The organism is Mediterraneibacter sp. HA8405, from assembly GCF_056148955.1.
Genome location: NZ_CM148758.1, coordinates 3015645 through 3039268, shown reverse-complemented (window position 1 = coordinate 3039268; position 23624 = coordinate 3015645). Strand labels below are relative to the sequence as shown.

Annotated in this window: 29 protein-coding genes and 1 pseudogene; 17 read left to right on the top strand and 13 right to left on the bottom strand. The window is 47.7% G+C overall.

All coding sequences use genetic code 11. The features are described from left to right. From AC0QUU_RS14300 to AC0QUU_RS14280, 5 genes are all read left to right on the top strand, one after another. Positions 1–1068, top strand: a complete 1068-nt coding sequence (locus AC0QUU_RS14300; RefSeq protein WP_474543539.1) for a DUF3849 domain-containing protein — start codon at positions 1–3, stop codon at positions 1066–1068. Continuing rightward, complete coding sequence (locus tag AC0QUU_RS14295) at positions 1065–1409, top strand: plasmid mobilization protein (RefSeq protein ID WP_007045898.1); 345 nt, start codon at positions 1065–1067, stop codon at positions 1407–1409. Before AC0QUU_RS14300 ends, AC0QUU_RS14295 begins: the two co-directional genes overlap by 4 nt. 141 nt (positions 1410–1550) lie before the next feature. Beyond that, positions 1551–1856 carry a hypothetical protein gene (locus AC0QUU_RS14290; RefSeq protein ID WP_474543538.1) on the top strand — a complete coding sequence of 102 codons (306 nt, stop codon included), beginning with the start codon at positions 1551–1553 and terminating at the stop codon, positions 1854–1856. Then, positions 1853–2164: a CD1845 family protein gene (locus AC0QUU_RS14285; RefSeq protein WP_474543537.1), complete on the top strand. Its 312-nt coding sequence runs from the start codon at positions 1853–1855 to the stop codon at positions 2162–2164. The genes AC0QUU_RS14290 and AC0QUU_RS14285 overlap by 4 nt, the downstream gene beginning before the upstream one ends. Positions 2165–2399: 235 nt before the next feature. Continuing rightward, the gene (locus AC0QUU_RS14280; protein ID WP_474543536.1) at positions 2400–2675 is read left to right on the top strand and encodes a DUF1016 N-terminal domain-containing protein; all 276 of its coding nucleotides are present in this window, start codon (positions 2400–2402) and stop codon (positions 2673–2675) included. Positions 2676–2701: 26 nt separating this feature from the next. Here the strand turns inward: AC0QUU_RS14280 and AC0QUU_RS14275 are convergent, their stop codons facing one another. Both AC0QUU_RS14275 and AC0QUU_RS14270 read right to left on the bottom strand, forming a co-directional pair. Next, the gene (locus AC0QUU_RS14275; RefSeq protein ID WP_474543535.1) at positions 2702–3610 is read right to left on the bottom strand and encodes an IS3 family transposase; all 909 of its coding nucleotides are present in this window, start codon (positions 3608–3610) and stop codon (positions 2702–2704) included. Beyond that, positions 3607–3939, bottom strand: coding sequence for a transposase (locus tag AC0QUU_RS14270; RefSeq protein ID WP_055159092.1), 333 nt, complete (start codon positions 3937–3939; stop codon positions 3607–3609). The genes AC0QUU_RS14275 and AC0QUU_RS14270 overlap by 4 nt, the downstream gene beginning before the upstream one ends. A gap of 83 nt (positions 3940–4022) precedes the next feature. Here AC0QUU_RS14270 and AC0QUU_RS14265 point away from each other — a divergent pair, with 83 nt between their 5' ends. The 3 genes from AC0QUU_RS14265 (at position 4023) to AC0QUU_RS14255 (ending at position 6733) form a co-directional block, all read left to right on the top strand. After that, positions 4023–4811 (top strand): PDDEXK nuclease domain-containing protein, encoded by a 789-nt coding sequence (locus AC0QUU_RS14265; RefSeq protein WP_474543534.1) that lies wholly within the window; start codon positions 4023–4025, stop codon positions 4809–4811. Further along, the gene (locus AC0QUU_RS14260) at positions 4804–5238 is read left to right on the top strand and encodes a hypothetical protein (protein WP_183776480.1); all 435 of its coding nucleotides are present in this window, start codon (positions 4804–4806) and stop codon (positions 5236–5238) included. The genes AC0QUU_RS14265 and AC0QUU_RS14260 overlap by 8 nt, the downstream gene beginning before the upstream one ends. Before the next feature lie 79 nt (positions 5239–5317). Further along, a complete protein-coding gene (locus AC0QUU_RS14255) occupies positions 5318–6733 on the top strand; it encodes a relaxase/mobilization nuclease domain-containing protein (RefSeq protein WP_474543533.1) in 1416 nt (471 codons plus the stop codon). Between the two features lie 71 nt (positions 6734–6804). Here AC0QUU_RS14255 and AC0QUU_RS14250 read toward each other — a convergent pair whose 3' ends face one another. Then, positions 6805–6999 carry a helix-turn-helix domain-containing protein gene (locus AC0QUU_RS14250; RefSeq protein WP_177310995.1) on the bottom strand — a complete coding sequence of 65 codons (195 nt, stop codon included), beginning with the start codon at positions 6997–6999 and terminating at the stop codon, positions 6805–6807. Between the two features lie 413 nt (positions 7000–7412). On the opposite strand from AC0QUU_RS14250, the gene AC0QUU_RS14245 reads away from it, so the two are divergent. The 4 genes from AC0QUU_RS14245 (at position 7413) to AC0QUU_RS14230 (ending at position 10165) form a co-directional block, all read left to right on the top strand. Next, positions 7413–7790 (top strand): GntR family transcriptional regulator, encoded by a 378-nt coding sequence (locus AC0QUU_RS14245; RefSeq protein ID WP_472837857.1) that lies wholly within the window; start codon positions 7413–7415, stop codon positions 7788–7790. Between the two features lies 1 nt (position 7791). Continuing rightward, the gene (locus tag AC0QUU_RS14240; protein WP_474543532.1) at positions 7792–8658 is read left to right on the top strand and encodes an ABC transporter ATP-binding protein; all 867 of its coding nucleotides are present in this window, start codon (positions 7792–7794) and stop codon (positions 8656–8658) included. After that, positions 8655–9311, top strand: coding sequence for an ABC-2 transporter permease (locus AC0QUU_RS14235; protein ID WP_474543531.1), 657 nt, complete (start codon positions 8655–8657; stop codon positions 9309–9311). The genes AC0QUU_RS14240 and AC0QUU_RS14235 overlap by 4 nt, the downstream gene beginning before the upstream one ends. Before the next feature lie 425 nt (positions 9312–9736). After that, positions 9737–10165, top strand: a complete 429-nt coding sequence (locus AC0QUU_RS14230) for a helix-turn-helix domain-containing protein (protein WP_474543530.1) — start codon at positions 9737–9739, stop codon at positions 10163–10165. Between the two features lie 270 nt (positions 10166–10435). Here the strand turns inward: AC0QUU_RS14230 and AC0QUU_RS14225 are convergent, their stop codons facing one another. The 8 genes from AC0QUU_RS14225 to AC0QUU_RS14190 form a co-directional block, all read right to left on the bottom strand. Beyond that, on the bottom strand, positions 10436–13063 hold the full coding sequence (locus tag AC0QUU_RS14225) for an ABC transporter permease (protein ID WP_474543529.1): 2628 nt from the start codon (positions 13061–13063) through the stop codon (positions 10436–10438). 13 nt (positions 13064–13076) lie between these two features. Then, a complete protein-coding gene (locus AC0QUU_RS14220) occupies positions 13077–13742 on the bottom strand; it encodes an ABC transporter ATP-binding protein (protein WP_474543528.1) in 666 nt (221 codons plus the stop codon). A 140-nt stretch (positions 13743–13882) separates the two neighbouring features. Further along, positions 13883–14518 (bottom strand): ABC transporter ATP-binding protein, encoded by a 636-nt coding sequence (locus AC0QUU_RS14215; RefSeq protein WP_204750606.1) that lies wholly within the window; start codon positions 14516–14518, stop codon positions 13883–13885. Positions 14519–14540: 22 nt separating this feature from the next. Then, complete coding sequence (locus AC0QUU_RS14210; protein WP_474543527.1) at positions 14541–14735, bottom strand: hypothetical protein; 195 nt, start codon at positions 14733–14735, stop codon at positions 14541–14543. A 467-nt stretch (positions 14736–15202) separates the two neighbouring features. Continuing rightward, complete coding sequence (locus tag AC0QUU_RS14205; RefSeq protein ID WP_204750608.1) at positions 15203–16039, bottom strand: hypothetical protein; 837 nt, start codon at positions 16037–16039, stop codon at positions 15203–15205. Between the two features lie 81 nt (positions 16040–16120). Continuing rightward, on the bottom strand, positions 16121–16513 hold the full coding sequence (locus tag AC0QUU_RS14200) for a hypothetical protein (protein WP_204750609.1): 393 nt from the start codon (positions 16511–16513) through the stop codon (positions 16121–16123). 118 nt (positions 16514–16631) lie between these two features. Then, positions 16632–17663, bottom strand: a complete 1032-nt coding sequence (locus tag AC0QUU_RS14195; RefSeq protein ID WP_474543526.1) for a sensor histidine kinase — start codon at positions 17661–17663, stop codon at positions 16632–16634. Beyond that, on the bottom strand, positions 17660–18343 hold the full coding sequence (locus AC0QUU_RS14190; RefSeq protein WP_193500463.1) for a response regulator transcription factor: 684 nt from the start codon (positions 18341–18343) through the stop codon (positions 17660–17662). The genes AC0QUU_RS14195 and AC0QUU_RS14190 overlap by 4 nt, the downstream gene beginning before the upstream one ends. 716 nt (positions 18344–19059) lie before the next feature. On the opposite strand from AC0QUU_RS14190, the gene AC0QUU_RS14185 reads away from it, so the two are divergent. Both AC0QUU_RS14185 and AC0QUU_RS14180 read left to right on the top strand, forming a co-directional pair. After that, a complete protein-coding gene (locus AC0QUU_RS14185) occupies positions 19060–19470 on the top strand; it encodes an RNA polymerase sigma factor (protein ID WP_474543525.1) in 411 nt (136 codons plus the stop codon). Next, positions 19467–19706, top strand: a complete 240-nt coding sequence (locus AC0QUU_RS14180; protein WP_087341445.1) for a helix-turn-helix domain-containing protein — start codon at positions 19467–19469, stop codon at positions 19704–19706. The genes AC0QUU_RS14185 and AC0QUU_RS14180 overlap by 4 nt, the downstream gene beginning before the upstream one ends. A gap of 183 nt (positions 19707–19889) precedes the next feature. Here AC0QUU_RS14180 and AC0QUU_RS14175 read toward each other — a convergent pair whose 3' ends face one another. Then, the gene (locus AC0QUU_RS14175; RefSeq protein WP_301946757.1) at positions 19890–20792 is read right to left on the bottom strand and encodes a BRO-N domain-containing protein; all 903 of its coding nucleotides are present in this window, start codon (positions 20790–20792) and stop codon (positions 19890–19892) included. A 75-nt stretch (positions 20793–20867) separates the two neighbouring features. Next, positions 20868–21059 (bottom strand): annotated as a pseudogene (locus AC0QUU_RS14170) (hypothetical protein); the annotation flags it as partial. Between the two features lie 233 nt (positions 21060–21292). Between AC0QUU_RS14170 and AC0QUU_RS14165 the strand changes: the two are divergent. From AC0QUU_RS14165 to AC0QUU_RS14155, 3 genes are read left to right on the top strand one after another with little or no spacing between them, the layout of a single operon-like run. Next, positions 21293–21487 carry a helix-turn-helix domain-containing protein gene (locus AC0QUU_RS14165; RefSeq protein ID WP_474543524.1) on the top strand — a complete coding sequence of 65 codons (195 nt, stop codon included), beginning with the start codon at positions 21293–21295 and terminating at the stop codon, positions 21485–21487. After that, a complete protein-coding gene (locus AC0QUU_RS14160) occupies positions 21484–22188 on the top strand; it encodes a response regulator transcription factor (RefSeq protein WP_474543523.1) in 705 nt (234 codons plus the stop codon). The genes AC0QUU_RS14165 and AC0QUU_RS14160 overlap by 4 nt, the downstream gene beginning before the upstream one ends. Beyond that, a complete protein-coding gene (locus tag AC0QUU_RS14155; RefSeq protein ID WP_474543522.1) occupies positions 22178–23584 on the top strand; it encodes a sensor histidine kinase in 1407 nt (468 codons plus the stop codon). Before AC0QUU_RS14160 ends, AC0QUU_RS14155 begins: the two co-directional genes overlap by 11 nt. Positions 23585–23624 lie beyond the last annotated feature (40 nt).

The following is a 23624-nucleotide window of genomic DNA, read 5'->3' as shown; positions in this document are numbered from 1 at the left end:
ATGAATACCGACAAAAACACGGTCCTCTATGAGAAGATGGCCGCCGAACAGGACAAGTTCCGGGACTGGCTGAAAAGCCAGCCCCCGGAGGAAATCCTAAAGCATACCTATGAGTACACGGTCCGGGAGGACATTCTGGTGGCAATGGAGGAGTTGGACCTGCCCCAAAGCAGGGCCGCCGCGCTGCTGGCGTCGCCGTCCCCACTGGCCGATGTCTACAAGGAGTTTTCTGACCGGGAGACTTCCTACATGGATGTGGTGCGGGACAGCATCGAGCAGCGGGCCGAGGCGGCGCTGGACGCCCAGCGGGAGATTCCGCTCTACCGGCACGACGCCGCCTATGCCCGCGAACAGGGCGATCTGGATTTGTACCGGGCGTCCCGCCGCGCCAACATCGCCTGCAAGGAGGCCATCGAGGCGTCCATTTCGGAACATTACCGGGACAACCGGCTGGACAAGGATGCGGTGCCCCAGGTGATTGAGCAGTTCGGCTATACCCGCACCCTCTATGTGCTGGCAAACACCGTGCAGCAGAAAGATTGGGATGAGCGTTTCAGCCCGGCCAACAAGGCGTGGGCCAGGACGGTGGACATCCCGCCCAACCCGGACGGCTTTGGCGGCGAACGCAACCTGGACTTTGTGGTGGACAGCCACTCCGGCCTGGTCGATCTGTTCTTGAGCCAGGCGCGGCAGGACTATCTGCGGCTCCAGCCGCTGACGCCAGAGGAAATCCGCGCCGAGGCCGCCCGGCTCTTGCAGGAGCTTCGTGCGCCGGATACGCCCAACAGCCCCCACGGCACCCACTACATGGCCCGCGTTTCGCCGGACTTTCTGGCCCGCGCAGGCACCCAGGCTCATGACCGGCTGATGGCGCTGCTGCCGTTCCGCAGTCTGGCGATCACCGGCATGAAGGACCTGCCCGGCACCTATGTTACCATCCTGGCCAGTGAGGACCGCTCCAAGGAGCTGCGTCCGCCTCGCCGCTCGGTCCGCCGCCAGCTGAAACAGGAGCCGCGCCCCGCTGAAAAGAAAGCTCACATCCATAAGAAAAAGGAGCCGGAGCGGTGAGCGGCCCCAAGCGCAAACGGGAGGTGCAGCTGAACTTCCGGGTCTCGCCGGAGGAACTGGCGCTGATCGAGCAGAAGATGGCCCAGCTGGGGACAAAGAACCGGGAAGCCTATCTGCGCAAGATGGCCCTGGACGGCTATGTGGTGCGTCTGGAACTGCCGGAGCTGAAGGAGCTGGTGTCCCTGATGCGCTATTCCAGCAACAACCTGAACCAGCTGACCCGCCGCGTGCATGAAACCGGGCGCATTTACGACGCCGACCTGGAGGATATAACCCGGAGGCAGGATGCTTTGTGGGATGGGGTGCATCGGATATTGACCCAGCTGGCAAAGCTGACGTGACAGGGGCATACGCCCCAGCTGTGAGGGAGGCACGGCGCGTGCGTGCGGCTGCGCCGGGCCTCCCTCTTTTTTCTTTGCCCGTATCGTTGCACTTTTGCGGGCCGCAGGCGATAATATCATCAGAAACGGAGGTGAAGGCTGATGTTGACATTTGAAAATATCTTGGAGTTGTTTCAAGAGTATCTGCTGCGTGACCCGGAGGAAGAAGTCCTCCCCTGCAAGCGCGGCTATGTCCGATTGACCTGGAACAAGGATTCCCGCTACTGCGTGGACGGCATCCTCTGCCGGACCCCGGAGGAACTGTTTGACCTGCTGCTCACGGATTACCAGGACTTTGAATTGCTCCGCCGGACGAAAGGCCGCCGAGAGGTTACAGAGGCCGATGAAAAAGCCGTGGGAAAATTGTGCCAGCCCTACCTGGACTGGCGGAAGGAGGCGCTGAAATGAGAGCGGTGCTGTTTGTTTTGAAATTGGGGCTGAAAATCCTGGCTGCGCCGGTAGTGCTGGCGCTGATGCTGTTCACCTGGGTATGCTTTGGACTGCTGTATGTGTCCAGCTTCATCTTCGGCCTGGCCTCCACGGTGGTGGCGCTGCTGGGGATCGCGGTGCTGGTAACCTACTCGCCGCAAAACGGCGTGATCCTGTTGGTGATCGCTTTCCTGGTCAGCCCGGTGGGCCTTCCGATGGCTGCCGCCTGGCTGGTGAGCAAGGTGCAGGACCTGCGGTTTGCGATCCAGGACGCGGTGTATGGCTGAACGGGAGACGAAGAATTGCCGGGAGAAAGCGCCCGGCATTTTTGACTTTACTTTTGTGCTAATTTTGTAGATAAGATTAGAACGAAAGGAAAGTTTGGCTCTATTGTGACGGAGCAAAGCAAGTAAGACGTTGCCTCGTGTTTTTGGCGTTTTACTTTCCGCGAGAAATAGGATATACTGATAAATAAGAGCAAACCGGCAGCATGGTATGCCGATGAAATCAAGGAGGGATTCTATGGCGAACCAACTGACGCCGAACAATCCGTTGGTCCAGGAAATCCGGGAGCTGGTGAAAAACGCAAGAACCACTGTGGCACAACAGGTCAACACCCAACTTTTGTCCACTTACTGGCAGATTGGCCGTGCGATTGTGGAATACGAGCAGCAAAGCCAGCTCCGGGCTGAATACGGCAAGCAGACATTGAAGGAGTTGGCAAAGGAGCTGACGAGAGAATTGGGAAAAGGATTCTCGCGGTCAAATCTCCAAAATGATATTGTCAAGATTAGTTGACACATTTATTTCAAGGATATCACTGACTATGCTACCAGTTCCAAAGCCTCATAATACTGCCTGCGTTTTATCATGGGAGGAAGGCCGCCATTGGCAGAGCAGATCCTCCGGTTGTTCCAGTAGCTGAGGAAGTATCTCCAGATAAGTACCTTTAGTTCTTCTACTTCCATCTGCTTTGTGTCATAACGGTCATAAAGAAGCTCCGTCTTCATTCTGGCCCACATACTCTCACAGCGTGCATTATCATGGCAGCGTCCTCCTGCACTGTTCATGCTTTGGTGGATATGGTGCTCCCGGATGGTCTGGCGGTAGGACTCACTGGTATACTGTGTTCCACGGTCACTATGGATGATCGCTCCTTCCAACGTGGGATATGCAGTCAGGGCATTTTCCAGTGTTTGGATACACAGATCTGCTTTCATGTTTGTTCCCATTGACAGACCGAGGACGCTAAGATCAAAGCAGTCGAATATCGCAGATACATACAGTTTCCCATTGCACGCCGGAATCTCCGTGATATCTGTAATACATTTTTCTAATGGGGCATCTGAATGGAAATCCCGTTTCAACAGATCATCCGATTTCATGGCTTCCCGGTCTGCCTTTGTAAGCCCATTCGGCTTTCTCTTTGGCCGATGGCTCAGGCCGATCTGATCCATAACCCGGTATACGGTCCGTTCACTGGGTATATGGACGCCCTCCGGCTGCTTCAGCAACAGCGCCTGATACATCCGGATCCGTCCATAAGTATCGTTACATTCATCCTCACTGATAATTTCTTTCATTGCATCCGCCAGATCCTGGTACTTCCATGGACGGTCTTTGTTCGCGAGATATTTATAGAAGCCTTGCCGGCTGATACCAAGCATCCGGCAATAAAATGAAATTTTTCCGGTAATCCTGCCGTCCTCTGTTTTCAAAGCGAGAAATATCATTCTCTGGTTTTTACTGACTTCCGACGGCTGGCGGCGAAAAAAGCGCTGGCTTCCTCCAGGAATTCGTTTTCTTCCTTCAGGCGGCGTATTTCCTTATCCTGTTCCTTCACCCGTTTGCGCAGCATGGTAATCTCTTCTGACAGGCTCATTGCGCTGGCGGGAGTATGGGAGCCTTCCCCGATATCCAGCTTACCTGCTCTAACAGCTTTCAGCCAGGTATGGATGGTTCCTTCTGGGATTCCTAATTCTTTAGCAGCCTTAGCGCCGCCGATTTCTTTGGCAAGTTTTACTGCCTGTACTTTGTATTCATGGTCATATTTACGTGCCACTTTGAATACCTCCTTATTCTCTTGGTTTTATTATGAAATCCTTGAGAATAAGCTGTCAACTTTTTTTATACCACACCAAAAATATGAGGGCCTTTTATCTGGCGTATGAAAAATGCCAGACAGTGTCTGGCAAATTGTCCTGGTCCCACTACTGCGAACTTTTAAGCATTTCTGATGCAAATAAACGCAGCTTTTACGAAAAGGAGGCTGTCAATTCCAACTGGTCCGTCCGCGAACTGAAGCGTCAGATCGACAGCTCCCTTTATGAGCGCCTGCTGCTGTCCAACGGAGACGCCAATAAAGAAAAGGTCCTTTCTCTGGCGCAGAAAGGAATTGAGATCAACCAGCCAGCCGATATTATCCGCGATCCGTATGTATTTGAATTTTTGGGTGTGCCGGAAAACAAGCCCATGTTGGAAAGCGACTTGGAGAAGGCTCTGGTAGCGCAGATCGAAAAGTTCCTGCTGGAGCTGGGGCGCGGTTTTATGTTTGTGGGAACACAGCAGCGGGTTACATTAAACAATACCCACTATTATGTGGACATGGTGTTCTACAACAAAATCTTGCGGGCGTATGTTTTGATTGAGCTGAAAACCACAAAACTGACGCCGGAAGCTGCCGGACAGCTCAATATGTATCTGAACTACTATGCCGCCGAAGTCAACGACCCCGATGACAACCCGCCTATCGGCATCATTCTCTGCACCGAGAAAGATAGTGTGGCGGCGGAATATGCGTTGGGCGGTCTTTCCAACAACATTTTTGCATCCCGCTATGTTCTCTATATGCCGGACAAGGAGCAGCTGATCGCCCAGGTGGAAGCTGTCTTGAAAAACTGGCATGAGAAAAATGATGGTTCTGCCCATGAATGAGAAAGAGCTGATTGGGAAAGTTCATTCGTCGGTCTACCACCAATGTCAGCGGCGAGGTTACGCCGCCCCGGTAGATGTGTTGATGGACATTGGCGTCCTGCCAAAGCAAAAGTATGAGGATTGGCGGTTCGGAAAGGTAGATTACCTGGAACGGGTCTGCACGGTCAATTTGCGAAAGCTGTCTTTCATCATGCACCAGATGCGGGTGTACGCGCAGAAAACTGGCTTAAAGCCTTCTTTCTGTTACTACAAGCGATGGGGCGTGAAGAAGAAAACCGGCCAGGGGCATAAGCCGGTTATCCCGCTGCGGTTCAGCAAAAGCGGTAACCCGGAAGTTGAAAAGTGGTATGCGACCCACTTTGTAGACAGCAAGCGGATTGCAGAACTGAAAACGCAGCAGCAATCGAATATAGACCAAGTTCAATGAAACAAGGACAGCTTTTACAGAGCCGTCCTTTTTCTTTTGCCTGTTGCTATCTTAATTTTTGAGGAAGGAGGGCACCCACATGGCCACCACCCGTATCATGCCGCTGCACGCCGGCAAGGGCCGCACGGTCGGCAAGGCCATCAGCGACATCATCGACTATGTAAAAAATCCAGAAAAGACCGACCACGGCAGGCTCATCACCAGCTACCAGTGTGACAGCCGCGTGGCCGACGCTCAGTTCCTGCTGGACAAGCAGACCTACGCCGCCCGCACCGGCCGGGTGCGCGGTGCGGACGACGTGATCGCCTACCATCTGCGGCAGTCCTTTGTGCCGGGCGAGATCACGCCGGAGGAAGCCAACCGGCTGGGCGTGGAGCTGGCCCGGCGATTCACCAAGGGTAAGCACGCTTTCATCGTCTGCACCCACATTGACAAGGCCCACGTTCACAACCATATTATCTGGAACTCCACCACGCTGGAGTGCGACCGCAAGTTCCGCAACTTTTGGGGCAGCACCCGCGCCGTCCACCGCCTGAGCGACACCATCTGCATCGAAAACGGCTACTCCATTGTGGAGGCTCCCAAGCGGCGCGGCCAGAGCTACAACAAATGGCTGGGCGATGCGGCCAAGCCCTCCCACAAGGAGCAGCTGCGCCAGGCTATTGACCGGGCACTGGCGCAGAAACCGGCCAGCCTGGAGGAGCTGCTGCGCCTGTTGGAGCAGGACGGCTTTACCGTTCACCGGCGCGGCAAGACCATCTCCATCAGCGCGGAGGGCTGGGGCAACAACGTCCGCTTTGACCGGCTGGGGGGCGGCTACACGCTGGACGATTTGTTGGCGGTTCTTTCCGGCCAGAAAGAGCATACGCCCCGCAAGCAATCTGCCTCACAGGCCGCCCCGCCCAGGGTCAATCTGCTGGTGGACATCCAGGCAAAATTGCAGGCCGGGAAAGGTGCCGGGTATGCCCGCTGGGCCAAGGTGTTCAACCTCAAACAGATGGCGCAGACCCTCAACTATCTGTCCGAACACGGGCTGCTGGATTATGCCGATCTGGAAACCAAAACGACAGAGGCGACGGCCCGCTACCACGCGCTGTCCGACCAGATCAAGGCCGCCGAAAAGCGCATGGCCGAGATTGCCGTACTGCGCACCCACATCGTCAACTATGCCAAGACCCGCGACACCTATGTGGCCTACCGCAAGGCCGGATATTCAAAGAAATTCCGGCAGGAGCATGAGGAAGAAATCTTACTGCACCAGGCCGCCAAGGAAGCCTTCAACGAGCTGAATGTGAAGAAGCTGCCCGCCATCAAGGAGCTTCAGACCGAGTATGCCAAGCTGCTGACAGATAAGAAAACGGCTTACGCCGAGTACCGGCAGACCCGCGCCGCCATGCGGGAGCTGCTGACGGTCAAGAACAACGTGGATCGGGTCCTGGGCTTTGAGGATGGAAAACAGATTGAGAAAGAACGTGATCAGAAGCAGAACCGTTGATAACCTTGGTAAAGCGAAGCGCCGGGCGCGGGGGCTGTATGGCCTCTGCGTCCGGCGCTGTTTTTTTGCCTTTATGCCTGCTCCATCGGGAAATTCGGCAGGGCTTCCAACAGCTTCATAATCAAGTGCTGTTTCATATCCTCGTCCACGGCCAGCTCGTCGATCATGGGGGCATAGTGTTCAATCACCTTTTCCGTAGCCCACTTCTCGCCTGCGACGGCGGCCTTGATCGTGGCGCTGTCCAGCAACATTTCCTGTTCGGCCATTCCTTAACTACTCCTGTCATAGTTTTACTATGAGCATACCACAGAAGCACCGGGAATACCACCATCAGAAGAATTTTCCTACGCATTTAGAAGCCCTCTCTGGTGGGGATTGGAAAATCTGTCCCGCCTGCCCACCGACCATGACGGGAAAGCCTTGAAATTGTGGGCTTTTTATCGTCCTAAATGCGTAGACAGGAGGCATATTCAACCGGGCTATATCCGGCTACCACAACAAAAATAAAATCTGAAAACACAGGCGGAAATGCCTTTTCCATATCTTCACGCTTCGTCACCCCTATTCCGGCCTGTATTTTGCGTACTTCTGCAACACCATTAGTGGTATTGACAATCATCCTGTATGCGGATATAATGTGCTTGTACAATAAATACAATTTTGAGAGAGGTGGTGAAGCATGGAAATCATAATCAGCAATAATGCGAATAAGCCGATCTATGAGCAGATAACAACACAAATTAAAGCCATGATAATGAGTGGGGAATTGCAAGCGGGCGATGCTATTCCGTCAATGCGTTCATTGGCTAAATCCATCCATGTCAGTGTTATTACTGTTCAAAAAGCATACGAAGATTTACAACGGGATGGTTTTATTGAAACAACCGTCGGTAGAGGTAGCTTTGTATCGGCACGAAACAAAGAATTTTATCAAGAAGAACAACAGCGTATTGCAGAAGAACATTTGCAGGCAGCCGCTGATATTGGACGTGTAAGTAATATTCCTTTATCTAAACTAACGGAATTGCTCACGATGTTTTATATGGAGGACGAATAACATGAATTACGCATTAAAACTCGACAACGTATGTAAGACCTATGAAATGTCAGATTTTGTTTTAGAAAATGTGTCATTTGCAGTCCCTATGGGGTCTGTTATGGGGTTTGTTGGTGAAAACGGTGCTGGTAAAACTACAACCATAGGGTGTATATTAAACACGCTATCCCGAAATTCTGGTTCAATTCAGCTATTCGGCAAGGAAATGCAGGATAAAGATACGGAGTTACGAAATGAAATTGGTGTTGTCTATGATGGCGATAACTTTCCCAACTACTTGACTGCCAGACAACTTTCAAACATTATGAAAGGTATTTTTTCAAAATGGGATGATGCTCTGTTCCAAAAGTATTTACATACATTCCATTTGAACGAGAAACAAAAAATCGGCAAATACTCAAAAGGCATGACAATGAAATTAGCAATCGCAGTCGCGCTATCACATCACCCGAAATTGCTTATTTTGGATGAAGCAACCAGCGGCCTTGATCCCGTTATGAGAGATGAAATGTTAGATGTTTTTCTGGAATTTGTTGGTTCAGACGACCATTCAATTCTCCTTTCATCTCATATTACAAGTGATTTGGAAAAAATTGCAGACTACATTACTTTCATCCATCAAGGGCGTATTATTCTAACCGAGTCAAAAGATAATCTGATCTATAAATATGCTATACTGCGTTGCAAAGAGAAACAATTTGAAGGCTTAGACAAAAACGACATCCTTGCATATCGCAGACAAGATTATCAGATTGACGTGTTGGTTGATAACAAAGAAGCTGCCAAACGAAAGTATGCGGATATTGCTATTGACTGTGCCACGATTGATGAAATAATGCTGATATTGGTAAAAGGAGAACAGAAATGAAAGGTCTTTTAAGAAATAACTTCTATGGAATTGTTGAAAATGTAAAAATTGTCATTGCTGTTGTGATGATTTTTGGAATTGTACTGCTTATAACAGGAGAAGCCACATTACTTCCTGCTTTTTCTCTTATCGCTCCCCCGATTATTGCAGTTTTAATGATTTCTTGTTTGCGTAAAGAAAGTGCATCGAAATGGGAAAAATATAAACTCACCTTGCCAATTAGACGTAAAAGCATTATTGAAAGTCAATATATTAGTCATACAATATGGAGTATAGCCGGTGTTGTTGTTGTAGCCGTTTTTATGGCATTTACGGTAATTATTCATGGCGACCAGTATTTTTACTATGGTTTCCGTGATGCTATTACATTAGTGTTAGGCGGGGGAATACTGGCAATTTTGATTGGAGCAATTTCTTATCCCCTTTATTATTTATGGGGTGCGGAAAAAACAGAAGTTATTTTAGTTATTGGTGTTATCGGCTCGATAGGAATTGTATTTATCCTTACTATGCTGGTTAATACTTTTTCGGATGGAAATGTTTCAGATACATTGTATTATATTAGTTTAGTGATTGTTACGGCAGTTACAATAATTGCTTATGTGAGTTCCTATTTCATATCAAAATTTATTTTCCAGAAAAGGGAGTATTAAATCTACTCTTAAAATGCAGAAGCATCGGCGTATATAGTGCAACGAGCCGTTTTTCTGGGCTTGCAAAGATATAGCAGCAAAGTTTGTTTACACGTTTCCAGATGGACGGGAGGAAACACTGGTAATTGAATATTAAGAAAACGCCGGATGTAGGGCCAGCAGGCCGCCGCGTCCGGCGCTTTCTTATGGGTTGTTTTCTACGCATTTCAAAGCCTGTTTCGGCGGGGATTGGGTAATCTGCCCCACCTGCCTGCCGACCATGCCGGAAAAGCCTTAAAAGTTCCTCTGAAATCCATTTTCAAGTAGCTTTAATGGTGAAAGCCTTTATTTTTCAAGCAGTTGCGTTATTGTTAATCTACGTTGCTTGCCGTACGATGGCTAATGTGTTACTTTAGATTTATCAAAGCAAAGGAGTGTAACGAACAATGTTTGGAGAAAACTTAAAAACTCTCAGAAAGCAGAAAGGTTTTTCGCAGGAAGAATTGGCAACAAGGCTCCATGTAGTCCGACAGACCATTTCTAAGTGGGAGAAAAATTTATCTGTTCCTGACGCTGATACTCTTATTCGGTTGGCTGAAATATTGGAAGTGTCTGTCAGCGAATTGCTGGGGGCAAAAATTGAAAATGAAAATACCGCCAGCGATGTCGCAGAGCAGTTGTCAAGGATAAATGAGCAACTTGCAATCAAAAATCGCCGCTCACGCCGTATCTGGAAAATTGTTGCCATTATATTGGCGGCTATAATTTTAATAAACATTTTCATTGCCGTGTTTTTCAGCGTTCCAACCCTCAATGAAGGCATTCAGAGTAATCAGCCAGAGATAATCGACCAAACACAAATCATAGAGGAATGAATAGCATAGCCAGCCGAACTATTCAATGATAAAATAAACACCGCTTGCAAAATAAGCTGATCCGGGCCATCCTAAAGGACAGCCTGTGAGAAAACGCCGGGCGTGGGGCCAGCAGGCCGCGTCCGGCGCTTTCTTATGGGTTTTCCTCTACGCATTTAGAAGCCCTCTCTGGTGGGGATTGGATAATCTGTCCCGCCAGCCCGCCGACCATGCTGGGAAAGCCTTGAAATTGTGGGCTTTTTATCGCCCTAAATGCGTAGACAGGAAGGCTTATTCCGATGTCCGCAGGCGTTCCACAACAGTACCCTTGTTGAAGAAGCGCAGGACAATGACCGGGATCACCGCAGCCAAAAGCAGATACACCAGCGCGATAATCAATGCCGGAACCAAAGTGAAATGCAGCGTGAAGTACCACATCGCGGACGAGTTCAAAACGCTTTTCAGGACGGTCAAGCCAACAATGGCTGCAAAAATAGCGCCGACTATATCCGCAGCCCCCGCGTAATAAATCCCCTCATAGATCATCATACGACGGAGCTGGCGGTTTGTCATGCCAATGCTCTGCATGGTAGCAAATTCATGGCGGCGGGTGATAATGTTGGTAATCATCATATTGGTAAAGTTGATTAACCCGGCAAAAGCCATAATCACACCAATCATACCACCTACAAGCAATACGATATTCCCGATAGAGGCAAGCTGCTGTTTCATTAGTGCCGTAGAAGTATAGGAAACAGAAGAATTGTTGCTTGTAAAATCGTTCAGAAAACCGTCAATCTGCTGATCGTAACCGTCAGTAGCATCAAATCCATAGCTGAATAGAGTGGCATTGTCATAAAACTGCCCGAACATTTCATCTGTCATGTAGATAAATGGTGCGTCCCCACCTATGCGTGATGCAGCTAATGCACCAGAAGATGTTTCATATTCATAAGGAGTCATATTTGCGATTGCAAGCACAGTACAGGTTTTTACTAATTCACCATTCTTATAAAATGATATACTATCCCCCATTTGAAATTGTTCGCCAAATACCCCAAAGTCCGGCTCGCCAGTCAGCTTATCCATGTAATAGCCAATAATCACATATTCCCCGGTGTGCATCTTCTGTTTGAGCGTGTCAATATTTTTTTCTCCGTCATAAACCGTTATATCATCCCAAAATGCATCAGACACACCAAAAACATTTCCATACCATTGATTTCCCGCATCTGGCGCAATAGCTACGCGTGCATTACTACCATAAGCAAAAGTACGTCCATTCCACTCGTCAGTACCTTCAATCGTAAAGATTTCAATACCGTAATCTACGGTTACATCTGTATCATCCAAGGTATTCCGATACAAGTATCTTCCATTTTCTACACCGGCTTGTTGGTTTATCAATTCCGGCACAGCCAAAGGCAGTCCATCCTCGTGATACATAAACGGAGCAGTTTGATTGACGGCAGTGGAATTGTAGACAGTATAATCTGTTTTTGTTTGTCGGCTGATCCATTTGTTTTCATCCATACTTTGAGTAATTACAAAAGCAGAATTAAGCAAGACAATACACAAGAGCATGGAAATCACAATGAAAATTGTACGCCGCTTACTCCGGCCTAAGTTTGCAAGAGCCATACGGGGCAGCTTTGCTCCCTGTGTCCGTTTTGTTACTTTCTTCTTGATATTTTCCTGCCCGGTATAGCGGATCGCCTCTAATGGGGATACCTTTGCTGCCTTTTTTGCGGGTTTCCGGGTACTGATAAATACAGTCAGGATAGTAAACAAAGCAGCTATTACAAAAATCAACGGAGATAGCGATACTTCGGTTGCGTTCAAAGCGTTATATCTTAAAAACTCCATGACAACGGGGAGAAGCGCCCAACTCACAAGAAATCCCGCAACCAAGCCGATGGGCAGACCAATCACCGTCAGCCAAACGGCCTGACGGTTTACCAGCTTTTTGATCTGCCGGGTAGAACATCCGATTGTCCGAAGAAGCCCGTACTGCTGAACATCCTGCATGACAGAAATATCAAAAATATTATAAATCAGCAAGTACCCGCAAGCCATAAAGAGAAGCACAAACCCTACAACGGCAACCGCCATAAGCGGATCTATGGATTGTACGGTTACATCATTCTCTGCACAGAGAATATAATTGCTTGCATTCATATCATCGGTGTTCCCGCCAACGGAACGGGCAAATTCCTGTAACTGGCCCTTTACATCCGTCTTATTTTTCAAAACCACATCGGACAGATAGGTGCCAGCCATTTCTCTATCTTCCGCAAAGGTATTACGGAATAAATCGGGGTTTTCCTCAACAAACTTTTCAGACACAATCATTAGGCTGCTAACATCGTTCGCTGCTTCCCACCAGCCAGAAAGTACCATGTCAAAATGATAGGTCTGGCCCCGCAACTCAAACTCAACGGGAACCTGTGCGCCAATTTCGGCTTCAATTCCCAGGGCTTCCAAAGCAAGATCGCTGGTGGAAATCTCATTCGCTGCTTGCGGAGCCTCCCCGTGTGTCGGCATACAGAAAGTCAATTCCTGCTGAATGGCGTCAGCATAATCAATTTCAATGCTGTGTCCGGGCGAATTTGTTGCAAAACCAATAACCCGCCTGCATCCGGCCTGCTCAACAAAATCGCTGTTGATAAGCTGCTCATATTGAGCTTCGGTCATATAGCGAATATCGCCGTCTGCTTTACTGCCTTTTTGCATCTGCATGGAGAGTTGAAGCGAAGATACCATACTGAAAGCAAGGGATGTAATAGAGGTAAACAGGAACGCCGTTAAAAAGATGGCTAAAATTGCGGCGATATTCCGCACTTTGTTTTTCTTAAAATATCTCTTTGAAAGGCGTTTGATAACGGCCATGTTATTGTTGCCAAACAAAATATCATTCATCTATGGCACCCCCTCACTCCATGATTTTCCCGTCCTCAATACGGATAATCCGATCTGCAAGCTGGGCGATCTCGCTGTTATGGGTAATCGTGACAAGCGTCTGATGGAATTTCTGGCTGGTGACTTTCAACAGGCCCAGAACATCGCTGCTCGTCCGGCTGTCAAGATTGCCCGTCGGTTCGTCTGCCAGCACGATAGCCGGTTTTGAAATAAGAGCGCGGGCAATGGCGACACGCTGCTGCTGGCCGCCGGAAAGATTGTTCGGCATATTGTTCAGCTTATCTTCCAAGGCCAGCATCCGAACGACTTCCTGCATGAATTTCTTATCTACTTTGTCGCCGTCCAGTTCCACGGGCAAGGCAATATTCTCATAGACGTTGAGGACAGGGACAAGGTTGTAGTTTTGGAATATAAAGCCGATTTTCCGTCTGCGGAAAATGGTAAGCTGCTCGTCATTCAGAGTAGATAAATCTCTGCCATCCACAATGACCTTGCCGGAAGTGGGAACATCCAGACCGCCAATCATATTCAGCAGTGTGGATTTGCCGCTGCCGGATGTGCCGACAATGGCGACAAATTCTCCGAGTTCCACCGAGAGAGAAACGCCGTCCAGAGCCTTTGTAATGTTCGGCTCGTCTCCATAGTATTTTTTCAAATCTGTTGTCTGTAAAATAGTCATAAGTTCTACCACCTTTCTTTTTGATGGTTCCATTGTAAAGGTAAATCCTCGCAGAAATGTCACGATGGTTCTTGAATTTCCTATTAAAACGCCTTGAAATGTCACAATCCTGTGACATTTCAAGAATAGAGTTTGCACACTTAATTTGCAGCAATTAGTTGTCCTTCCTCCATACGATAGATGTGATTACATATTGCATCTATATCCTCTCTGTGGTGAGAAGTAATAACAATCAATTTTCCGTCTTTGCGGTATTGAAGCAATAAATTACGCACAAGTAAAACCGTATCCTCGTCCAAAGCATTAAACGGCTCGTCCAAGATCAAAATATCGGGGTTCTCCATAATCGCTTGAATAATCCCTATTTTCTGCTTCATACCAAGAGAGTATTTTTTGACAGTCTGTTTAGAATTTGGTTCCAGCGAAAACTTTGTCATCAGAGTTTTAATTTTATCATCGGCAACACGATGTCTAATTTCTGCCAACATCTTCAAGTTTTCAAAGCCCGTCAAATAATTCAGAAAATCCGGCTTTTCAATTATCAGCCCTAAGTTCGGAGGAAAAGAAATATCGTGATGCAGTGTCTTTCCGTCCACTGAAATACTGCCCTTTGTAGGGCGGATCAGCCCGGCAATTTCACGCAGCAGCATGGTTTTGCCGCTACCGTTTTTACCGACAATACCATAAATATTCCCGCTTACAAATTCACAGGAAATATCTTTAAGAACCATAGCCCCATTTATCTTTTTCGATAGTGCTTCGACCTTTATATTCATTTAGCTTCCTCCTACCTCGATACTAAAAAATATCCTCATTCTGAGTTACGACCAATAAAGTGCCTGTCAGGATAATCAGAATGACCGGCATGGCAATAACCCACATTGTTCCATTGCAGAACATCCATGAAAACACAAGGTTTATTTCAATTCCAAATTGCTGATCCAGCTCCGGGATAATCGTAAGCACTTCTAATACGAAAATCAGATATACCATAATGTAAGAAGCGGACTTCATCAGCTTATTGTTACTCTTTTTCAAGATTACAGAGCCATTTACCATAATTAGAAACCCAAGCAGGAAGCGGACATACCACGATAAAAGATAGATCGCATCCGCGCCGGAAAATACGCCCCCAAACTTAAACAGGGAAAAGAATATTATCAGGATAAACCAGACCGTTAAATATACAAATCCCAAAAAGTATTGCTGGAGCAGTTGTAAAATCAGCGCAGGTATTCTTCCCTTAGTGCGAATGATTGTGACCGGCATCATGCTTCTGTCAATTAACAGTGCCCCAAACAGAAACGGCGGCGTCAAAAGGAATACAACTAATTTGTCGAAGAAAAGGTTCGAAAACCATGTGCTTTGCCCATCAGTAAACATAGTCAGGCAGAAAAGCATTGCCGAAAATAGCGACAAGCACCCACCCGCATAAATTAAGAATTTCCGATGTAGTACAATCATAAGGCATCCCTATTCCTGCGGCATCCAATGAACGCCACTATGACATCAACAGCAAAAAGAGAAGCAAAGACCAGCACTACATCAGCCGTAGTAATACAGGTGGAAAGGGCGCTGGCTGCTCTGGGCTGGATAATGATGGACAGATTATATTGCATATAATTTGCAAGCAACAATCCCTCTGCATAGTTGACTACATAAAGGATAAGAAACGGTGCCAGAAAAGCAATTAAGCGATTTTGAAATCTGAAAATCATGTGTATTCCAAGAACTAAAACAGACATCAACGCAATCGCCAAGGCATTGAGAAAACTATATGCCAGTTCCATCATTATCGGGCTAATTTGATATAGATTTCTTGCAAGTGATCCTTCTTTGGGAACAAGGAAGTTATATTGTTCCGTCAGAGGTGCATCTGCGGAAAAACATAAGTTCGTCACAATTAAATTCACAATGAAGATCAGCAGAAAATTAAAAAGGGTCACAATAAAAACAGAGGCGATTTTTGAAATCAAATACTGTGTTCTGCTTTTTCGGACAATCAGCAGTTCATATATTGATGTTTTCCTCTCGTTAATGAAAATCAAACCTGTTGATAAAACAGGAAACACAAACAGCAAAGTCCGATATACGGTATGTCCCCAGCCGGACGAGTTCATCAGCAACCAAAATTGAAAAGGATTTGCGCCCACTTGTTCAGAAAAGCCCGGCTGCCCTCCATATACGAAACGCACAAACAGAGAATCAGATATAGCAACAATTCCCATAAGCAACAAAGTAATCTGTACTAATCGGTTTTTATATATCTTTTTTACATCTGAAACAAAGTATGACATCAAGAACTCCTTTCAGTTAATATAGGGGCAAAGAAGTATCAACTACCTTTGCCCCTACACGATAAACAATCACTTAGTTTATTAGTTTGGCGTCCAAGAGCCAGATACTTTAACCGATGTGGCTAAATCAACGGGGTTGTCTAAATTCAAGACAACATTTTCGCCAATTTGAGGCTGCTTCGTATAAGTCACACTGCTCGTCCCAATGCCAACCTGATTGTAAGGGCTGGAATAGTTGGTTCCTGTCGAATCGCCCTCTGTCCATGCACAGACCTGATCTGTACCTGAACCAATGGAATCAATCGTAATCGAAAAGTTTTTGGCATCCGTTGCTTTTCTTACCGTACTAACCTCTGTGTCGCCCTGATGAGCTGGTAGGGTTGCCGAAAAACTTGCCGATGCCGCAAAAGCAGTAATAGAAAGCCCCAGTGTAAGTACACATCCCAAAGCGATTGCCGTGATCTTTTTCCTCATAGTACCCCTCCTTTCTTTTTTATTTACATCATTATAAATGGTAATCCTCGCAGAAATGTCACAGCCGTTCGATAATTTTGCTATAAATCGCCCCGAAATGTCACAATTCTGTGACATTTCAAGAATGGGGCAGGAACACCGAAAAGGTAGAGCCAGAGCCAACTTCCGAGGCAACGCGGATAAAGCCCCCTTGCCGGGTGATAATCTCACGGGTAAGATATAGGCCGATCCCGATGCCGGGTGCGTCATGTACCCTGTCCTCACGATAGAACCGCTTGAAAATCGTTCCTTGATGTTGTTCTGGAATACCAATGCCCGTATCGGAAATATCAATCTTCACATACATTTCCCAGCACACCACAGCCACATGGATTTTCCCGCCCTCTGGCGTGTACTTCACCGCATTATCCAGAATGTTGAACATGGCTTCGGTTGTCCATTTTCGATCATGGGCTACCGTTACCGTTTCCGGGCAATCTACCGTGACCGCAATCTTTTTCTGTTCTGCGTTCAGCAGAATACCACCCAGCGCCGCAGCAAGGGTATCATAGATGGCCTGTGGCTTCGGCTCCAAAGCAATTACACCGGCTTCAAGCCGCGATGTTTTAATCATTGCCTGCATGAGAAAATCCAGCTTGTCTAACTGGCTGTCCATAGCCAGAAGAAATTCTCTCTGCTTTTCCGGCGTTACAGTTTGTTCCAACAAAGTGGCATCCAGCATTTTCAGGTTTGCAATCGGCGTTTTGACCTGATGGGAGATATCCGAAATCAATTCCTGCAAGTCGGCTCGTTCCTTTGCAATACTGCTTTTGCTTTCCCGCAGCACTTCATAGAGCCGGGAAAGCCGGTGCTGGATTTTATAAAACAGGTTTTCTTCCTCTGTGTACTGCGGCGGGGCCTGATCTGCTGACATCATATCGTCCAGCAGCTTGCACAGAGCGTCCGAAAACAGCGTCAATTTCCGACGCAAAAAGGCCAGAAAAGCAACCATGCACCCGGCGACGAAAACCGCATAAAGCAATCCACAGCATAGCGCCAATATGTTCCTTGTTAAAAAGTATATGGTACATGACATAGCGACCGAAAGCAGGAAAAGTGCTGCACACACGACCATACACACTTTGTTGACCGAGAGTTTATCCGTCCTCATTTGTTACCGCCCCCAATCCACATATAGCCCATGCCGTAGACGGTTTTGATATAGGCATGATCTGGATTTTCAATTTTGCTTCGTACCCGGCTGATTGTGGAAGTCAGCGCGTGTTCATCCACAAAATTTCCGTCAATATCCCACAGCTTTTCCAATAGCACCTGCCGGGTCAAAACAATCTGCGGATTTTTCGTCAGCACTTTCAAAAGCCGGTATTCCATCGGGGTAAAAGAGATGCTTTCCCCGCCCCGCGTTGCGGTCATTTCCGTAAAGTTGATAAACAGGTTGCCGTCATTGTAAAAGTCGCCGCCAGATTGCTTTCTGATCCGGGCCAGCAGCGCAGCCACCTTTTTCTGAAATACGCTCATGGGGAAAGGCTTTGTCACATAATCATCGGCCCCCAGCTCGTAGCCTTTGAGCATATCACTTTCCATATCATTTGCCGTCAGGAAGATTACAGCAGTGTCCGGGCGGCTTTCCTTAATATCCCGGCAAAAATCAAACCCATTGCCGTCCGGCAGGTTGATGTCAAGGACAATCAAATCATACTCTTGTTTTCTGCAAAACCGTTCGGCAACGCTTTTCGTCAGGGCAGCATCGACTTCATAACCAGCGGCAGACAGGTTATAGCAAAGGGTATTATTCAAAAGGCGGTCATCTTCAACCACTAAAATTCTCATTCGCTCACATCCTTTTCTTTATAGTGTACCAATCAAATGTCACAGAAACCTCACGATGAAGTGCTTTTTTGGAATTTCTTTTATCTTATCTTTTGTGGACAGGAACGACAAGCTATCATTCTGAAATTTTGAAATGTCACAAACTTGTGAGATTTCAAGGGGGGAATTTTGTCAAAACCTGTTTCCCTGCGAGATTTCTGCGAGAATTGGGCCTTAAAATAATATCAAAATAAAGATACCCCAATTTCTGCCGGACGACGGCAAAGAAAAAAAGCCGTCGTACAGCAGCCCTTTTCCTGCGCCTAACTAAAGCATGGCGGCTTTGAATAAATCAAGGCCGCCGTATTCTGTGCCATTACAAAGAACAACACCCTGACGTTGGCAGGATCGGCGGCCCACGGAGGGAGCCGCCATGAAGCAAAGAGCGTTTCGACAGAATACAACGGGGTATGCGCTATCAAAAAAAATCCGTCCCCATCTACGGGGAAAAGCGCCTGCCAATATGTATTATACCATGTAAATCAACTGCATATCGCTTCCGTTTTCGCCCGGTGGGTCTGCAACCTACCGGGCGAAATTTGTTGTTTCCTGCGGTTATTCGGTGCGGGCCGGGGCCGCCACATTGCTGCCAGTGAAAGGAGTGGTATCAGCAGCTTTTACTTCTCACTCTCCCGCAGATCGGGGGTGAGAAGATGAAAGAATACACTCCTAATTATGTGGAACGCTGTCAACTCGACCATTACTGCAAGCTGGTTCTGTACCATGAAGCCGTTGATTATTTGCGGGAAATGCAGCGATACCGTAACCGACAAACATCCTTAGAAGATATTTCCCCGGCGCAATGGGACAAGCTCTGTACACTGGATGAATACCCCAGCGATAGTTTTATGTTCTCGGCCTTTGGCTATGACCTGCATATCCGGGACGAGCTGGTGGCCGGAGCCTTTGCCAGCCTGCCGGAGCAGGAGCAGCAGATTTTAATTCTGCGCTTTGTCGCGGCTATGGCGGACGGCGAGATCGGCGGCCTTGTGGGGATGTCCCGCAGCGCCGTCCAGCGCCACCGCACAAAGACTTTGAACGAACTGCGGCACAGATTGGGGGACAGCGGAGGGAGGAACGCGAAATGAAGCAGCCCACATTCCACGGCAGGGTGCTTCTGCCCCTGTCAGTCTTTGCAGAGGCCCGCGCTGGTGATCCGCTGGCAATGGAGCGCATCTTGCGGTACTACGACGGCTACATAAACAAGCTGTGTACCCGGACGCTCTACGAGCTGGACGGGACGCCTCATGTGCGGTTGGACGAGTACATGAAACACCGCTTGCAAAACAAGCTGATCCGGGCCATCCTAAAGGACAGCCTATGAGAAAACGCCGGGCGCAGGGCCAGCAGGCCGCCGCGTCCGGCGCTTTCTTATGGGTTGTTTTCTACGCATTTAGAAGTCTGTTTCGGCGGGGATTGGATAAATCCTATTGCCGCCCCGTCAATCGTTCGCCAGAAGCCCGCTGCGGCGGGACTTTTAGCGGCCTAAATGCGTAGAATGCAGGCGTTATTCATCCTTGTTGTCGTCTTTTTCCTCTGTTTGCTCTGGCATGGCGGCGGCGTCCTCTACAATATCCGTTATAAGCTGCCGGAAGTCTTTGGCGTTTTGGGAAGTAATCACCGGCTTTCCTGTTGTATCTTCAATCTCTTTCCGGGTATTTCCCGCAATCGAACCGCCTTTTTGCGCCACTTTCTGATTTTCAGAAAAAGTAGCAGGCTTTACAGTTTTAGAAATCTCCGTTGTAGTAGCTTCGGCAAGCATTGTCAGAACCAGTTCCAGATCGCTCATGTTGTCCCGGAGGTTTTCTTTTTTCAAGCCTTTCAGTTTTTTGTACTGCCGGGTTGTCATGCCCGACCATGCGCGGGAAATCTCGTCAGTCAGGATTGCATATTCCTTTCCCTTTTCCACGCCGCGCTTTTGCCACTCGTCTGTCAGCTCATTGCGGATGCGGATTGCCAAAAGGCGCTGATGTACCCATTCCTCGGAATAACCTTTTTTCAGATAGGTTTCTAACGCCCGGTCAATGGCCTGTTCCGGGTCAATGGTTTCTTCAATCCGTTCCCGGCCCACCCTTGCCAGCCACGCCTTAAACGGCTCGGCTTTCGGGGAGGGGACAGACTGGATAATCCGCAATAGCTGTTCTGTATTGGCAACGTCAGTTTTATACCTTTTCCCATCGGAGGACAGCATTTTCAGTTGTACGATTTTCTCGTACAACTCAACCGCGCCCTCTTTTTTCAGCTTTCGCTTTAAGTCACTCCAATACCGGCGGGGATTTTCTGTGCCGGTCAAAACGGAAATAACGTCCACAATGGAAAAGTACCATTCTTCTTGTTCTTCGTCCCATGCAGTACGGATTTTTTTATCTTCAAATAGCTGGATCGCGTCAGTATTTATCAATTCGCCCATTGCTATGTACCTCTCTTTCGCGGGGATAATTATAGTCTATCGTATCTTTTTGAAAAAATCTACCTTTGGCGCAGCTCATTTCCCGGAAAGCTGCCAGTATTTTTGCCGCTGCCGTTCGGCCTCTTTCTTCCGACGCACCCGCGCCGCGCAATCCGGGCAGTATTTGGCCCGGTTGGACTTCGGCGTGAACACGGCCCCGCACTCGACGCAGCGTTTCACCTCGTCCCGGCTCCTGCTGATCTCGGCGCACAGGGCCGCATCCAGCGGTGAGCTGGTCGCGGTCAAAAGCGTTCGCCAGAACGCGCAGCCACAGATTGAAAATCTGTGTTCAAAGGGGGCTTGGGGGCGTGGCCCTCAACAAGCGCGTGGGGCTATCTGGATAGCCACAAGCATCGCTTGCCAGTCACTCCGCAAATCTAAATCTGTGATGCTCAGCACGAAGTTACAGCCTTGCTTTGTTCGAGCAAAAGAACTATAATGTTGTATGTGGAGGGCTGAATATGGACTATATGACTTTGAAAGAGGCAAGCGAAAAATGGGGTGTGACCCCTCGACGGGTAAACTACTATTGCGCTGCGGATCGTATTCCCGGCGCTGTGAAAATGGCCGGTGTCTGGCTAATTCCAAAGGGTGCAACTAAACCCATCGACAGACGCATTAAGAACAATAATCCCCCAAAGGAGGGTATAGTATGAGCGAGTATAAAATAATGATCGTTGACGATGAGCCAGACATCTTGGATCTGCTGGAAAAAGCATTGACGATAGAAGGCTTTCACAACATCCTAAAAGTGGACAACGGAAATAATGCCGTAAGTACCTGCAAAGAAGTAAATCCAGATGCCATCATCTTGGATGTAATGCTGCCCGATATTGATGGGTATGAGGTATGCAAACGTATTCGGCAATTTTCACATTGCCCGATCCTGTTCCTTTCATCGAAAAATGATGAAGTGGATAAAATTCTTGGGCTTGCCGTAGGAGGCGATGACTATGTGACGAAGCCATTTAGTCCCAAAGAGGTTGCTTTCCGAGTGAAAGCCCAACTGCGGCGGGCAGAATACAGGCAGAGTGCAGAACAACCCCACGCAATTACCATTGGAGAGCTAACGATTGATCCTGATGGCTGCCGCGCTTCTAAAAACGGAAAAGACTTAGAGTTGACCGCAAAGGAATTTGAGATTTTGTATGATCTGGCGCAGAACAGAGGCCGTGTTATTAGCCGGGAACGCTTATATGAAAGAATTTGGGGCGAGGACAGCTTTGGATGTGATAACACCATGATGGTACATATCCGACATCTGCGTGAAAAGATTGAAGATAATCCGGCAACCCCAAAATACATTATCACGATGAAAGGCTTAGGCTATAAGCTGGTGAACCCCTATGAAAGATAAATGGAAGTTGAATCCGCTGCTTCGGATAGTTGCATTGTTTTTTGTTTTGATAATTCTGTTTATTGGAGCTGGGATAGGACTATTCTATATCTTATTTTCTATCCCGGAGCCGGAGGGATTGAGTTTGGCTACCTGGCCGAATCGCTTTACTGACAATTTTTCGATATGGATGAAAAATGATAAAGGAACACTCCAGATAGAGGATATTGGATTGGAACGGTTGGACGAGTATGGCCTGTGGCTACAGGTTATTGATGAAACCGGGCAGGAGGTGATTTCCCATAACAAGCCAGAGAACTTTCCTACAAAATATACTGCGTCTGAATTAATGGCCTTCAGTACAAGCGATTATGAGGACGGATATACGGTTTTTGTCAGCAGTTTTGAAGAAGATGAACAGACATGGAATTATCTGATTGGCTTTCCCTATGATGTCGGCAAATATATGTTGTACTACAACGGTGAAGTTGTCGGTCGCCTTAAACCTGTATTTACCCTATCTTTGTTCGGCGTGATCTTTGCCGGGAGTGCGTTGCTTCTAATCTATGGCATTTGGCTTACACATCAAACAGGAAAAATAGCCAAGGGAATTGGAAATATTTCACGCCGAGTTTATACAACCATCCCGGAAAAAGGCACTTTCGGCAGTGTCTATATGGCGCTGAACAAGATGAATGAAGAAATCCGACATAGCGATCAGATTAAAGAAGAAACAGACCGTGTACGCCGGGAGTGGATCACGAACATCACTCATGATTTGAAAACCCCGCTTTCTCCTGTTAAGGGCTATGCGGAACTGCTTGCAGACGGAACCGATGTTGATACCAAAACGGCGCAGGAATATGGTACTATCATTTTGAAAAATGTAGATTACGCTGAAAAACTGATGAATGACTTGAAGCTGACCTATCAACTGGAATCTGGTGCTTTCCCATTTCGTCCGCAGCCGGTACGACTGGTGCGCTATCTGAAAGAATTGGTAATTGACATTGCAAATGATCCGGCATTTTCTGATAGGAACATAGAGTTTGCGTGCGACCTTCCTGAGTTTACAGTTTCGATTGATCCCGATTTGTTCCATCGGGCGATAAGCAATCTTGTTATCAATGCACTTGTTCACAATCCGCCGACCACAAAAGTGATTGTATCTGTGCTGAAAGAAAAAGAGAATATTTATATTTCTGTCCGTGATAACGGCATCGGCATAAGCGAAGCCGAGCAGGCCGAACTTTTTACCCGGTACTATCGGGGGACAAATACAAAGGAAAAAACAGAGGGCAGCGGATTGGGCCTTGCGATTGCGAAGCAGATCATTGTCCTTCATGGAGGCGAGATTGCCGTTAAGAGCAAAATTGGCGAGGGGACTGAATTTTCAATTCGTCTCCCAGTGAATTAAGGTTAAATTAAGATACAGAAAAGTCAGACCTAAGATGGGT